The sequence below is a fragment of the Acinetobacter sp. C26M genome (genome assembly GCF_023702675.1).
Taxonomy (GTDB): domain Bacteria; phylum Pseudomonadota; class Gammaproteobacteria; order Pseudomonadales; family Moraxellaceae; genus Acinetobacter.
In genome coordinates this window covers 2,914,486-2,928,861 of sequence record NZ_CP098478.1, presented here as the reverse complement: position 1 = coordinate 2,928,861, position 14,376 = coordinate 2,914,486, and the positions used below count along the sequence as shown (strand labels likewise).

Sequence of the window (14,376 nt, the reverse complement as noted above, 5' to 3'; positions counted from 1 at the left end):
TGCTTAATCGCTTTTACATAATTTGAATAGGTTCAACTGATATGAATAAAATTGATAATATGCAGTTTTATATGCAGAAATTAGCACAATATAACTTTAGAGTGACAATCCCACGTATTCAGGTACTTAAAATTTTATTTGAGTCAAATACGGCCCTTACTGCGCATGAAATAGGCTATATTTCCCATAAGTCGGGGCAGTATTTATCTCAAGGTACAATTTATAATACACTCAGTGTGTTTAAAAAGTGTGGACTAGTAAGTTATACAAAATTTGAAAATGACAAAGCATTATATTCGACTCCATTTTCAAAAAATTGAAAAATAAAGCTACGCTTTGGGGGATGTAGATTTATTTCGCTAAACCATTTTGTCCCAAAATTTCATGCCATAAAGGATTGAGTCCTGTACTTAACACTGTGCAATACCAATAAAATGCAGCAAGTAATAGTAATCCAAGACTTAAAGCAATGATCTGGAATAAGCCTTTGTTTTGAGTTTTTTGACTGAAATACCATGTCGTAGCTAATAAAGCTCCCATGATCATACCGCCGATATGTGCGGCATTATTAATGCCTGACACAGTAAAACCAAAGATCAGGTTAATCCCCATAATCATTAGTAATGACTTTTTATCTAGCCAAAAACGCTGTTGTGGCAACGGCGGAAATAAGGATACCACGGTCAGTGCGGCACCAATTCCCATTACTGCGCCTGAAGCACCTGCACTAATGTGGGGTAGGAGTTTAGGATCAAACTGTTGTAATAGGTCATAGCCATCACGAATGCTTAAATAACTTGAAAGTACACTGCCCATTAGGCCAGCAAGAAAATACAGAGCAATATAGTAGCTTCGTCCAAATAGTTGTTCGGCAACACTGCCAAAAATATAAAGTGCCCACATATTCAGCATTAAATGAATCATGCCGAAGTGGAAAAACATACTGCTGAATAAGCGTTCAGGTTCACCTGTGAAGGTCAGTGGAGTAAAATCTGCCCCCCAAGCGATTGCATCTACTGGGGCAGGGTCGGTAATATTCACCCCTGAAAGAATTTGCCAGCCAAATAATCCGACATTGACTGCAATCAGTAGCGCAGTAAACCACCATGTTTGTATTTGCAGTTTTTGATTAATTTGTGGTGGAGTCGTTTCAGTCATGTGTTTACGCTAGTTATTGATATAAAAAATAGCTTAGCATGAATTAGTTGCACGATGGAGTGATGCACTTTAATGAAAGCCTTTTTAGCACGCGCAGTAATGTTGATTATCGGTGTCATTCTACTGATTCAATTGTGGATCTTTGGTAGTTTGGTCTGGTGGCGTACGCATCCTGTTGAAACTACGATGTTTATGCGTGCAGACTATTTGACTGACTTCAAACCGATCAAGCAGGAATGGCGAGATTACGATGAAATTAGTGATAATTTCAAACGTGCCATTTTAGCGGGTGAAGATGCCAAGTTCATCCATCATCATGGTTTTGACTGGGCTGGAATCCAATTTGCATTGGAACGGAATAGTGAAAAAGGTGAGTTGGTTGCGGGTGGATCAACGGTTTCTCAACAGTTAGCTAAGAACTTATTTCTTTATAACCAAAGATCATTTATTCGTAAGGGGCAAGAGGCTGTTGCCACATGGATGATGGAGCGGATGTGGTCAAAGCGCCGTATTTTAGAAGTGTATATGAACTCGGTTGAATTTGGTCAGAACATCTATGGTGTTGAGGCTGCAGCTCAATTCTATTATGGCAAAAGTTCAAAAAGTTTAAGCCGAGAACAAGCCGCTTTCTTGGCAGCATTACTGCCAAATCCAAAGTATTATCAAGACAATCGTAATGATCGTAAGCTGCAATATCGCAAACGTGTCATTTTAAAATATATGAATGCGATACAAATTCCGCAATAATTCAAAAAAATTTAAAAAAGCCCAATATTTTTGGGCTTTTTTACCAAATTGACATAATTTTGCAGCATACTTAAATCATCACTTGATGAATGATAAAGCGACAAGGTTCAGTATGAATACTGCAGTGACGACAACAGCGCCCATAGAATATAGCTACAACGATCGTTATATTAATCGTGAAATTTCAATTCTCGATTTCCATCTTCGTGTACTTGAACAGGCCGTCGATCCACTTCACCCACTTTTAGAACGGATGAATTTCCTTCTGATTTTTTCACGCAACTTAGATGAATTCTTTGAGATTCGTGTTGCAGGGGTAATGGAGCAACTGACCTTAGGTAATGAAAGCCGTACCCCAGATGGCTTAACGCCTAAACAAGTTTTAGATCAAATTTCAAAAACAACACATGCTGCGATTGAGCGTCAATATCGTATTTTAAATGAAGAAATTTTGCCAAAATTACGTGAAGAAGATATCTGCTTCTTGCGTCGTGGTGAATTGACGCCTGCCCAATCGGCATGGATTAAGAAATATTTCCAAGAACAGGTTGCACCTGTACTGACTCCAATTAGCCTTGACCCTGCACATCCATTCCCACGCTTAGTGAATAAAAGTTTAAACTTCATTGTGACTTTAGAAGGGAAAGATGCATTTGGTCGTCAGATTGATCTTGCAGTTGTACCAGCACCACGTTCCTTGCCGCGTGTGGTACGTTTACCAGATGAGTTAACCGATGGCAAAGAACATCATGTGATGTTGTCTGCAATCATTCACGAGCATGTGTCTGATTTGTTCCCTGGCATGACGGCAACGGGTTGTTATCAATTCCGTGTGACCCGTAATGCCGATTTAGCATTGAATGAAGATGTAGAAGATCTGGCGAAAGCGCTTAAAGGTGAATTGAGCTCACGCCGTTTTGGTCGCGCAGTTCGTTTGGAAGTTACGCATAACTGTCCAAAGCATATTTATGAATATTTGTTAGATGAGTTTGATCTAAACGAAGAGCAACTCTATCGTGTTGATGGACCAGTGAATTTGGCGCGTTTATTGTCGAACTTTAAACGTCCACATTTGCGCTATGACTCACATACACCTGTCATCCCAAAAGCATTTAAAAAGTCTGAAAGTATTTTTGCAGCCATGCAGAAGCAGGACATTTTATTGCACCATCCCTTTGAATCATTTGCTCCCGTGATTCAGCTGTTACGTGAAGCGGCACGTGATCCACAAGTGCTAGCAATTAAGCAAACCCTTTACCGTAGTGGTGCTGATTCAGAAATCGTGCAAGTACTTGCCGAAGCGGCACGAAATGGGAAGGAAGTGACAGCGGTGATCGAACTGCGTGCCCGTTTTGATGAAGAATCCAATATCGAAGTAGCCAATGTCCTGCAAGAAGCAGGTGCGGTGGTGGTGTATGGCATTGTGGGTTATAAAACCCATGCCAAAATGATTCTGGTGGTACGTCGCGAAAATAATAAATTAGTGCGTTATGTACATTTAGGTACAGGGAACTATCATGCCACTAATGCACGTATTTATACCGACTATGGTTTGATGACCACTGATAAAGACTTGTGCGAAGACGTACATCGTATTTTCCAAGAATTAACCGGTATGGGCAAAATGGCGAAGCCGAAAAAGCTACTCCATGCGCCATTTACCCTACACGCACAACTCATTAATTATATTGATGATGAAATTGCCAATGCCAAAGAAGGCAAACCAGCGCAAATTATTATTAAAGTAAATGCCTTAACCGAAGTTCAATTAATCAATAAATTGTATGAAGCATCGCAAGCAGGTGTACAGGTTGACCTGATTATTCGTTCCATTTGCTGCTTACGTCCGGGTTTGCCAAATCTGTCGGAAAACATTCGTGTCCGTTCGATTGTAGGTCGTTTCTTGGAACATACACGTGTTTATTATTTCAGTAATAACGGTAATCCACGTATTTATGGTTCGAGTGCGGACTGGATGGATCGTAACTTGTTCAACCGTGTTGAAGCCTGTTTCCCGATTGAAGATCCAGCCTTGAAGAAGCGTATTTATCAACTCGGTTTATTGAACTATCTAAAAGATAATCAGCAAGCATGGTTGTTACAGGGTGATGGTGTTTGGGATCGTGCACGACCTGTTGAAGGTGAAGTTCCGCACAATGCACAGCATACTTTGCTTGACGCAATTAAATAAGACCAATAAAAAAACCGACCAACATTGGTCGGTTTTTTTTATTTAAAATATTCAGTTGGTTTTAATTTCTAACACCAGTTGGTTCACGAGATCAGCCGCTTCCAGTTCTCTGATTTGTCCGACATTGCTGCCCGCCCAAAATGCACCATAACTAAAATCATGTTGTGCGCTTGCGACGGACATGAGTTGTTTCGCTAAATCATAGGTATAGGGATAAGCAGGGACTTTGGGGCGATTGGGTGAGTCAAGTTGTGTATGCCAAGTCCCCAGTAAGCCACGGGCTGGTCGGCCAGACAGGCTTGCACTGATTTGAGTAATGCTCTGATTAAATAGAGCTTTACGGTAGGCTGCATTTGCACTTGAACTTTTACATTGTACGAAGGCGGTGCCTAGTTGCACAGCGACAGCTCCTAATTTAAGTACCGATTTAGCTTGATCACCATTCATGATTCCACCTGCTGCAATTACGGACAGTGTGCAATGTTGAGTGATAAGTTGTACTAGATCATAGGTTTTAATTGCAGCATCAAAATGTTGATTGAAAATACCACGATGCCCACCTGCCTCGATACCTTGCGCAATAATGATATCAATGCCAGCGGCTTCAATGGCTTGGGCTTCAAGCAAATTGGTCGCGGAGACCATCGTGATAATCCCCGCATCTTTTAATGCTTGAATTTGATGAGGGTGTGGAATTCCAAAATGAAAACTCACTGCTTTAGGGCGAGTTTCAAGTACGACATGTAGATAGTCATCATTGTCTAAAAAGCTGGGATAAATGCAATTCAGCTGTGTTGGGGGTTCTGCATTAAATTTTTCAAATTGAGGGCGAAGATAATCAATCCACTGTTGTGCTATTTCAGTATTTAATACTTCTGATTGGTGACAAAAGAAGTTCACTTGAAAGGGGTGATCTGTTAACTCTTGAGTTTTTAAAATCTGAGCTTTAGCCGCTTCTGGCGTATTGGCACCAAGACCTAAGGAACCTAGTGCACCTTGATTAGAAACTTCTGCGGCAAGTTCTGGAGTCGAAACACCTGCCATTGGTGCAAGTAAAATCGGATGTTTTATTTCTAATAATTGTAAAATTGACATGATGCTTTACTCATTCCATTTTTAACCACCTTAACGTAAAAACAAAAAGGCTTGCAAATAATAATCGCTATTTACTTATTGAATATAGAGGTTATTTTTATATTAAAAAATTTAGCTTCCTATATAGGAGTGACATTAAACAGAGAGCCGACCCAACTAGAAAATGCCATAGCGAGCATACCCCATAAGGTAATACGTAAACTCCCTTTGAGCATGGAGGTACGGGCGAAGTAGCTGGATAATGCACCTAGTAAGGCCAGTGAAATTACCCCTGTAATAAGAACAGAACGTGCCACCCATGAACTTGGACTGAGTAAAATTGCCAACATTGGTAGAGCAGCACCACAAGAAAATGAGGCTGCTGAGGATAAAGCGGCTTGAACTGGATTGGCTGCGGTATTTTCGTGAATACCAATCTCATCGCGCGCATGTGCACCAAGTGCATCGTGTTCAGTCAGTTGTTTGGCAACCTCATGTGCAAGCTCTGGTTCAAGCCCACGTGAAATATAAATCTGAGTCAGTTCTTTGAGTTCAGCATGTGGATTTTTTTCCAGCTCTCTGGCTTCAAAATGAAGATCAGATTTTTCAATGTCTTCTTGAGATTTGACTGAAATGTATTCGCCAGCTGCCATCGAGGTGGCGCCAGAAATGAGTCCTGCAATACAGGTAATCAATAGGGTATGAGAACTGGCACCACTTGCGGCCATACCCATGATTAAACTGGTGACAGAAATAATACCATCATTGGCACCCAAAACAGCTGCACGCAGCCAGCCAGAACGTTGTATTACATGTGGTTCAGCATGTTGAGAGTAGGACATAATGCGCTCTTTAAAATTATTTGGACTGAATCATTTATAACGTAGTGAATCATGGGTTATTTGTAAAATTCTATTGATGATTCATAAACTTAATCTATTATAAAATAACGTATTTTAACGATTGCATAACCATGATTTGGTTATAATATGTGAATAATTTAACACTTTAACTTTGGATTACATCGATTTTTATTGTCCATATGATGAGTATTTTTAGTTGAGATCTGCGATGAACAATTCGAAAAATAAGCTGCTGAGTCATACACTATTAATTTTAGGTCTTATCTTACCAGTCCAATATGCATTCAGTGCTGGCTCTGATTTTGTCAAAGAAGGGGATGCCGCATATAAACCAGGTAACCCAATTTATGATCGTTGGGACAAGTTTTATAAAATTGAACAAAGCCAGCCAGTAGAAGCTGAGAAAATTTTGATTGAGTTAGGTCAACTCACACCACAAGATATCAAGGTTTGGAAAAGTTTGACTTATTTGCAGATTCGCTTAAATAAACAAAATGATGCGATTCAAAGTGTACGTAAGGCTGAACAGCTTGCACCACAAGACGATCAGCTGAAATTACAAGAAGCCTATTTGCTGAATCAGCAGAAACGGAATAAAGAAGCATTAGTTATTTTTAAAGGATTATCGACATCTTCAGATGCTGAAATTGCAGCTAAAGCCCAGCAAGCCGTGCAAAACTTAAGTGGAGCAATTGTTCCATCGACTTTTAAGGATGTGTATTTTGCACCATCGTATGAATCGCGTTATGACGATTTCATTTTTCCCTTAAAAATGCGTTATGGGAAGAATCTCGATAATGGCCGGGCACAAGTCTATGGCTTTGTAAATCTAAACCGTGACACCAAATCTAAGGGTGGGGTTCGTCCTGAAATCATTGATGAAAATGCAGTGACTGTTGGCATAGGTGCAAACTATCAACCTTGGCAATCAATACCTGTCCGTGCTTATTTAGAAGTCGGTGGCAGTTATGATCTGATTGACCGTAATCGAGACAAATTCCGTGAAAGTGTAGTCGGTGGCGTGACAGGTTACCAAGAATGGTACGCTAATCCCGCGATAGAACAACGCACGCTATGGAATGATTATTTTACTGACTTGTATGGCAATGTCGCGAGTTACTCGCGTGAAGACTATAATGTGATTGCTGATTTGAGATTGCGTTCTGGTTTCAATGTTTATCGCGGTGAAGCGGGTACAGTACAAGCCTATGGCAAGCTGCATACCTTAGCGGATTCGGAAGGTGAAAATTACAATAATTTATTTGAATATGGTGCTGGCATTGCTTGGCAGCCATTTAACTATATTCCAGTGAAATTACGTGTTGAACGCTTGTATGGGCACTATTTTAAAGATGCTCTAGCTGATGGCACTGAAAATTATAACAACACCCGTACTGAACTGGTTTTTTATAAGAGTTTTTAACTATGAAAAAAATGATATCGATTGTGTTTGGAACACGACCTGAATTGATTAAATTAGCACCTGTTATTTTACAAGCTCAACAGGATTCTCGTTTTCAGGTCGAAGTTATTTTCACAGGTCAGCATGATGAGTTAGTTCGTGATGCGATTGAATTCTTTCAAATAAAAATTGATCATCGTTTAAAAATGATGAATGCAGGCCAAAGTCTAAATCAATTATTGATACAAGGTCTAAGTCAGTTAGAAGGTGTTTTTAATGATGGGCAACAGCGCGATGCAATTATAATTCAAGGTGATACCACAACTGTTCTAGCTGCTGGATTAGTCGCCTTTTCTATGAAAATTCCAGTCGCTCATGTTGAAGCAGGTTTACGTTCTTATGATTTAGAGCACCCATTTCCAGAAGAAGGCAATCGTCAACTGGTTTCAAGAATTACTCAATGGCATTTCGCACCGACTGAGCAGTCGAAACAGAATTTATTGCAGGAGCATATTGCTACTGATGCAATTACAGTAACTGGTAATACTGTGGTAGATGCAGTCTATTTAGGTCGAGAACTGATTCAGCGTAAAGGTGCTGAACAAAATTATTTACAGCAACATGATTTGAATTTCTCAGCCAATTCACGAGTGGTCTTAATTACAGCGCATCGTCGTGAAAATTTCGGTGAAGGTATTCAAAACATCTGTAATGCCGTTCAGCATTTAGCACAGAAATATAGAGATGTGCATTTTGTGTGGCCTGTACACTTAAATCCTGCCGTACATGATCTTGTTCATGCTCAATTTGATGGACATGCTCAAGTACATTTGGTTAAACCTCTCGATTATCCAAGCTTACTGGCTGTGATTGATCGGGCTAGTTTTATTTTAACGGATTCTGGTGGTTTACAAGAGGAAAGCCCTTCATTTAATAAGCCTGTACTGATCTTAAGAGAGACAACGGAGCGCCCCGAAGTTGTACAAGTAGGTGCTGGGATATTGGTTGGGACGGATCAAGAAAAAATCGTAGCAGAAGCTGAGAAATTATTATCTGATCAAGCACATTACGAGCTAATGGCCAATGTTCCAAATCCCTTTGGAGATGGTAAAGCGTCGCAACGTATTTTAGACCAAATTGCAGATGGTTGGTCTCATGATTGATTAGCTGTATTTGAGTTTATACCACAAGGCGACAGCATAAACAGTCATACGGTTCATATAGTGTGGGCCGTCAAAGATATACACTTTTTGCCCTTCGTAGGCTTTCAGTTGTTTCATGATTTCCCACGGGTAGGCGGAGCGAAACTTTCCGCCTTTCACAGGACGAAAAGCTTCTAATACAATCACAATATTGTCCTTACCAAATTCTTTTTGAAGGTCTTCTAGCACGACTCGGGCTTGTTGCGGAGAACGGGTTCCAACGCCAACACCATCTTGGAAGAACACACCTGTGTGGCTTGGTAACCAGCTTTTTAACCACGAATCTAAATGTTCAGGTGCTTGTTCGCCACTATAGATACTGATCCAAAGTGGTTTGGGTAAGGTTCGAATGGCTTTGGCTAAATCATCTACACAGATCCAAGTTGGGTCTGCTTCCACTGGAAAGTAATAACCTTTAAGTGGAATGACTTTAGTATTCGCAATGATTTTTTTAGAATTCTCGGCAAGCTGCAATACATTGGAGCGGGCTAACCTTTCATCATATTCTCCAGCCAAGCCCAAAAGAATATGTTGAGCCCATGGCTTTTGCTGAAGTTGTTTCAGATTAATATTTTTATCCCATTTTTCTAAACCGATATCATGGTCAAACCAAGATTTAGATTGCACCACTGACCATTGGGGTACAAAAGTAGAGACACCTAATAAGTTCCAATTGCCTGACGGTGGCGTAGTTGCCAAGTCAGGCTGCCAAAACATACCTTCAATGTGTGGAGGTTGTACATCTGTTTTGAGATGATGAATACAACCTCCTAAAAATAGCAGAGCTGATAAAGCAAGCGTGATTAAAATTGTTGATTTAGTCAGCCTTATTCTTAGCATTTGGTCTTTTTCGCCAGTACCAGAGCAAAATTGCAAGAATCATGATAGCAGAGATTATAACGACCAAGATAAAGAATGATGATTGCTTAACGAGAGGCGCTTTTTGGTTTCCAACCATAATTTTTTGTAAAACAAAAACTTGACCGCTTTCAGTGACTAAAATTTTACTGGCATTGTTTGGGATATTTTGTTGAACCTTTTCCCAAAGCTTGGTGAAGTTCTGCGCACCTTGCATTGAGTCAGTAATAATATCAAAACGTTGATCGTGGAAACTGACCAAGAAACCATTGGCAGTTGCAGGTGCATAAAGTGTACTTTGATGCATTAAAACCTGTTGACGATAGATATTAGGATTCACCTGTACATTAAGAAGTTCAGGTTTATTGGGATCTAATTTCACTAGGTTTAGCGGGATTGGATCATTGGTCATCAGCATTTTTTTAGCCACTTGGCTGACGATCATCGCAATTTCTAAACTCCCTGCATTACTATCAATAGCAATAGTTGGATGGGTTGCAAAAGTCATCGATAAGGATGCAACCCCATTTTTGAGTTTATGTGGCAGTTTCACTGTCGACTTTTGTGTATCAATCCAAAGTGAACCTTTCGCGGTTGGTAGGCACTGTGAATTTACAATAACCGAATTCTCAAGCTTCAAATTGAAGGTTGTATTATTTGAAATGGTTTTGGCAAAGTAGTTGAATTGTCGATTCACGGGGTCAGAATCTAAATTGGCTGTTTTTAAACTCCCAGCAAAGCCCCCATCGATCCAAGTGGTAATGTTTGAGCCTTCCAATAAACCACTTTGCACACGGAGTGCGATTTGACCTTGTAAAATATCCGTTGGCTGCCAAACAGCGGGGAAGTTGAGGAAGAGATTTTTTTCAGCTTGGTTCAAGCGGAAATCACTGATACCTAAATCGGCAAGGGTATGAATTTGTTTGATTTTAGCCCAATTTGGTGCTGCAAGCTTATTCGGAAGAAAGGTTGCAGAGGTGTTCAGTTGCTGTAAGTAATCTGCATTGAGTAAGCCGTTAATTGCGGAGGTCAGTTTTTCAGGTTGGTCATATTGAATTTGTAAGGTTGGAATATCATTTTCAGTGCTAATTTGCACTAAAGTCCCTTTTGGTAAAGGACTAGCTGACTTTACAATTTCTATATAAAAGTTGGGAGTCTGTTCTGTTGGTGCATTTTGCTCATACCATTGGATAGGCGTGACTGAACCCCATGCACTGATCAAACGCCCTAACATTGAAGCTTCATTGACATGTGCAGGGTTATATTTCAAGACGCCAACAAATGGCGTTGGTCGCACAACCTGAGGGTTGAATAAGGCATCTGGTAAATCTTTTAAGCGATAAATCGGTCGGTGGCGAACATATTCAATTTTAGAGTTACTTAAATAAGTCACCTGATCGACATCTTCACTACAGAAGGTAGTACGGTCAGCAGCAGGCGAGGTATTTGGCGAATATTGCTGTAAAATAAAATCTAGACGATGAAAGCCGCTTGGGGTTGCTGGAATATCAAAACTCAGCGTACCATCACCGTTTAGTGTGGTGTTATAGATCAGCTTGTCATCAAATTTGACCAATAAAGTAGTGAAATGCTCTGTGGAATAATCACTACTAAAACGAATATTCTGCCATTCAGAGCCTTTGCCCACATAAAAGAAGTGTGGCTCAATGGTATATTTATTGGACGTATTGATATTGTCAAAGGTCCATGTATTCAATGTGTCCGCGGATGTAAATACGGGCAAGGAGAGTACTACACTTGCAAGCATAGCTTTTAAAAATGGATGATGTAAGGTTTTATTTTTCATTTATTTTTTCTCCTTGCTACGCTCAGTTTTATACCACTGTAACGAGTTTCCCTGAATCTTATTTTTAAGCATGTCATAAGCCGCTTTAAACACGATAAATAAGAATACTTGTGAATACGTGACATAAGATAAAACCGCGAAGAAATATAGTTGAGGTTTGGCTCTTTCTAAAGATAAGGTGAACCACATTTGTGCGACATATAAACAGAAGGATAGGCCCCAAAGTAGGGTAAATGGACCAGGAACGGTAATCCCTGCAATACCCAATAACCCTAACGTTAAGGTGATGTGACTCCAGATCAGTGCAGGTACAAACAGCACATAGCACATGATGTTGTTAAAAATTTCGATGCCGATAGGGAACGGTTTTCGAAGTGCGATCGGTAAATATTTACTGGTAACGTAGAAATTCCCTTGTGTCCAGCGTGAACGCTGTTTGACAAAGACACTTAACGAGGGTGGATCTTGTTGCCAACCAACCGCGTAAGGTACCCACTTGATTCGTCTTTGCCCGAGGAAGATACGGAAGCTCATTTCGGTATCATCAACCAAAGATTTTTCATCAAAACCACCAAGTGTTTCTAGAGCATCGCGCCAGATTACATAATTGGTGCCCATCAAGGTAGACAGTTCGAAACGTTGCCAGCGACCACCTTGGAAAATCCATTGAAAGAAAATAAATTCAATCGCAATAAACCGAGTCAAAATACTGTCACGCCAGTTACGGGTACGCACTTTCCCGTTTACCGCCACTAACTTTTTATCTGCAAGTAAGGTTTGGGCCAACAGTCGTACACAGTCTGGCTCTGGCGTACTATCTGCATCATAGACGACGATTAATTCTCCTGTGGCATGAGGTAAACCATTATTGAGAGTACGAGACTTACCTTTTCCTCCCATGCCTTTAGGGACATTAACAATTTTTATGCAAGGATAAATTGCAGCCATCCGCTCTGCAATTTCTAGCGTATTGTCTTTCGAACCATCATTAATTAGTAGAACTTCATAGGCGTGAGCAGGATAGTCCTGCTGTGCAATCGCATGTAAAGTATCTTCGATTACAACACCTTCGTTGTAGGCAGGAATCAGAACACTTAACACAGGCCAATGCTCAGGAACAGGCATATTCTCCAGTTCTTTGGCTGCATTTTTTGAATATTTCCATGCTTGGAAACTTAACCAAGCCCAAAAGGCTTGAGGAATCCAGATACCCAGAAAACCAAATAAGAAAAGAATATCAATTGCGGGCATTTATTCTTCTCCTACGAATGATAGAAATAATCAAGATAAGGAGTAGTCCGCCACCAAGTAATAGTGAAATCCAAGAAATTGAACTCCCAAATGTACTAAGTAAACTTGGATAATGTGCTGAATAAATATAGTCGAGTGGAATGACCACTGTACTTAGCCCAATTAGAATATAGCCAAATAAACTGGTTTCGACTCCATCAGTACTGCTGCTAAATTGTGTGCGATTCAAATCCCATGAAATGCCCAGTTTGGGGTATTCGATGGTATTTACAGGCATTCCAAGTGGCGGATTAATCACCACTTGATAACCTGAGCTTTGCGAAGGATCTGTAATGGCTTGATAAAAATAGTGCTGATGATGTTGAATTTTTCGTGCTGGAATGCGTAATTCATCTGGGAAATCTGATTGAATAATATAGCTGCCAGCAGGCTGGGCAATCAGGTTCTCATCCCAACCCGTTTCAATCAGTGCTGCTAAGGGGCGTAGACCTATGGCTGTAGAGAATGTTGCTTTGGCGGCAAAATACTTTGCATGGGCCATTTGATAGAAAGCAACAGGAATAGCACCCTCGTTCACGGCTTTTTTAATTTTATAATATTTAACTGCACTAAAATATTCATTCGGTAAGATTACACCTGGTTTAATACCTTGTTCGACCAACTGTTTGAAGCTTTCGGAGTCCAACTGATCAGATGTAAATACAGGCCACCACGTCGCAGGCTGAGGAAAGAATTCAGCAACAATTTGAGGGGGCTGAATTTGAGTGCTTAGATCTGTCTTTGCTGTTTCGATCTGACAGTGATAGTACTGCTGATAAAATTGCTGCAAGGTTGTATCTGGGAAATGGCTGGTCGCAACCAGTACACCACAAATATTAAGTAATACAGACATCAGTGCACCTCTCGACTGGAAGGTGTCAAGTATTCAGTATGTTGCTCAATATGCAGTTTGAGTACAGTGAGTTCTTGAAGATCTTGAATGAAGCGGGGATAGATCTGATGTTCATCCATGCTCGGTTCATGAATGACAATACTTTTAATTTCACTGAGTTCTTCATTAATGAAATGGTAAATCACACTATCTCTTTCATTTGAAAGAATCGCCATAATTTTATTTTGGGTTTCTTTCCAAATATCTTCGCCCAACATTTCACGAATCAGTACGGTATTGTTGATATGGGTGGTAATGATTTTATAGTGGTCTTTGTGCGTGAGTTGAAGTAGCTTTTTTAATTCGCCTTGGAAATGTTTCAACGCTGTAAGTGGCAAAATATCGTGTTGATAATTACGATCATAACTTTGAATGTCACGGAAGCTTTTGAGCGCATTTTGAATATTATGACGGATCGCACTTAAAAAAATGGGGGTAATCGGCAGGACGAACAATAGCAGGAGTTGGCGTTCCACATAGGTTTGATTGGCTAGGTCGAGGAAAAAATAGACAGCTACACCTACAAATGTAACGAGGCCAAGTACTAATGCCATACCAACATTTAAAAAAGCCCCTGAAATTAACAGAATAAGTAGAAATACCCAGCTTCCGCGATAACTTGCTGGTAGCCACTCATACGCAACGATGCCCATAAAAATTTGAGCTGAGATAATCCATAAGACGAGTGCTGGAGCCGGATTTTTTTGCATAATAATTTTAGTTTTAATAAATGTCTTTTGTGAAGAAGTTAGCATTATTTTACAGTTTTGACGACAGTTTTTGTGTTGTTGGCTTTGTAAAATAATTTTATAAACAGTAACATACAGTATAGTCTGTATTTCAAAACAATAAAAATTGTCTTATTTTATAATTTTTTTAATTTATGTAAGCC

At 40.0% G+C, this 14,376-nt stretch carries 13 protein-coding genes; 5 read left to right on the top strand and 8 right to left on the bottom strand.

Translation table 11 applies throughout. From position 1 onward, the window contains the following. Window positions 1-41 precede the first annotated feature (41 nt). The gene (locus NDN11_RS13360) at window positions 42-320 is read left to right on the top strand and encodes a transcriptional repressor (RefSeq protein WP_171552447.1); all 279 of its coding nucleotides are present in this window, start codon (window positions 42-44) and stop codon (window positions 318-320) included. 31 nt (window positions 321-351) lie between these two features. Here the strand turns inward: NDN11_RS13360 and NDN11_RS13355 are convergent, their stop codons facing one another. Further along, window positions 352-1,158 (bottom strand): rhomboid family intramembrane serine protease, encoded by an 807-nt coding sequence (locus NDN11_RS13355; RefSeq protein ID WP_251109920.1) that lies wholly within the window; start codon window positions 1,156-1,158, stop codon window positions 352-354. A 72-nt stretch (window positions 1,159-1,230) separates the two neighbouring features. Here NDN11_RS13355 and mtgA point away from each other — a divergent pair, with 72 nt between their 5' ends. Then, window positions 1,231-1,905, top strand: a complete 675-nt coding sequence (gene mtgA / locus NDN11_RS13350; protein ID WP_167250749.1) for a monofunctional biosynthetic peptidoglycan transglycosylase — start codon at window positions 1,231-1,233, stop codon at window positions 1,903-1,905. Window positions 1,906-2,017: 112 nt separating this feature from the next. Then, window positions 2,018-4,096, top strand: a complete 2,079-nt coding sequence (ppk1, locus tag NDN11_RS13345) for a polyphosphate kinase 1 (RefSeq protein WP_251109919.1) — start codon at window positions 2,018-2,020, stop codon at window positions 4,094-4,096. 51 nt (window positions 4,097-4,147) lie between these two features. Here ppk1 and NDN11_RS13340 read toward each other — a convergent pair whose 3' ends face one another. Together NDN11_RS13340 and NDN11_RS13335 are read right to left on the bottom strand one after the other, a co-directional pair. Then, the gene (locus NDN11_RS13340) at window positions 4,148-5,191 is read right to left on the bottom strand and encodes an NAD(P)H-dependent flavin oxidoreductase (protein WP_251109918.1); all 1,044 of its coding nucleotides are present in this window, start codon (window positions 5,189-5,191) and stop codon (window positions 4,148-4,150) included. A gap of 119 nt (window positions 5,192-5,310) precedes the next feature. After that, window positions 5,311-6,012: a VIT1/CCC1 transporter family protein gene (locus tag NDN11_RS13335; protein ID WP_167250743.1), complete on the bottom strand. Its 702-nt coding sequence runs from the start codon at window positions 6,010-6,012 to the stop codon at window positions 5,311-5,313. A gap of 229 nt (window positions 6,013-6,241) precedes the next feature. Here NDN11_RS13335 and NDN11_RS13330 point away from each other — a divergent pair, with 229 nt between their 5' ends. Beyond that, a complete protein-coding gene (locus NDN11_RS13330; protein WP_251109917.1) occupies window positions 6,242-7,456 on the top strand; it encodes a tetratricopeptide repeat protein in 1,215 nt (404 codons plus the stop codon). Between the two features lie 2 nt (window positions 7,457-7,458). After that, window positions 7,459-8,598 carry a non-hydrolyzing UDP-N-acetylglucosamine 2-epimerase gene (gene wecB / locus NDN11_RS13325; RefSeq protein WP_251109916.1) on the top strand — a complete coding sequence of 380 codons (1,140 nt, stop codon included), beginning with the start codon at window positions 7,459-7,461 and terminating at the stop codon, window positions 8,596-8,598. Here wecB and NDN11_RS13320 read toward each other — a convergent pair whose 3' ends face one another. From NDN11_RS13320 to NDN11_RS13300, 5 genes are read right to left on the bottom strand one after another with little or no spacing between them, the layout of a single operon-like run. Next, on the bottom strand, window positions 8,599-9,477 hold the full coding sequence (locus tag NDN11_RS13320) for an alpha-amylase family protein (protein WP_251109915.1): 879 nt from the start codon (window positions 9,475-9,477) through the stop codon (window positions 8,599-8,601). Continuing rightward, entirely contained in the window at window positions 9,455-11,302 is a 1,848-nt protein-coding gene (locus tag NDN11_RS13315) for a hypothetical protein (protein ID WP_167250735.1), read from the bottom strand. Before NDN11_RS13315 ends, NDN11_RS13320 begins: the two co-directional genes overlap by 23 nt. Further along, a complete protein-coding gene (locus NDN11_RS13310; RefSeq protein WP_167250733.1) occupies window positions 11,303-12,553 on the bottom strand; it encodes a glycosyltransferase family 2 protein in 1,251 nt (416 codons plus the stop codon). Then, window positions 12,540-13,445, bottom strand: a complete 906-nt coding sequence (locus NDN11_RS13305) for a hypothetical protein (RefSeq protein WP_167250731.1) — start codon at window positions 13,443-13,445, stop codon at window positions 12,540-12,542. Before NDN11_RS13305 ends, NDN11_RS13310 begins: the two co-directional genes overlap by 14 nt. After that, window positions 13,445-14,194, bottom strand: a complete 750-nt coding sequence (locus tag NDN11_RS13300; protein WP_167250729.1) for a hypothetical protein — start codon at window positions 14,192-14,194, stop codon at window positions 13,445-13,447. The genes NDN11_RS13305 and NDN11_RS13300 overlap by 1 nt, the downstream gene beginning before the upstream one ends. Window positions 14,195-14,376: the final 182 nt, after the last annotated feature.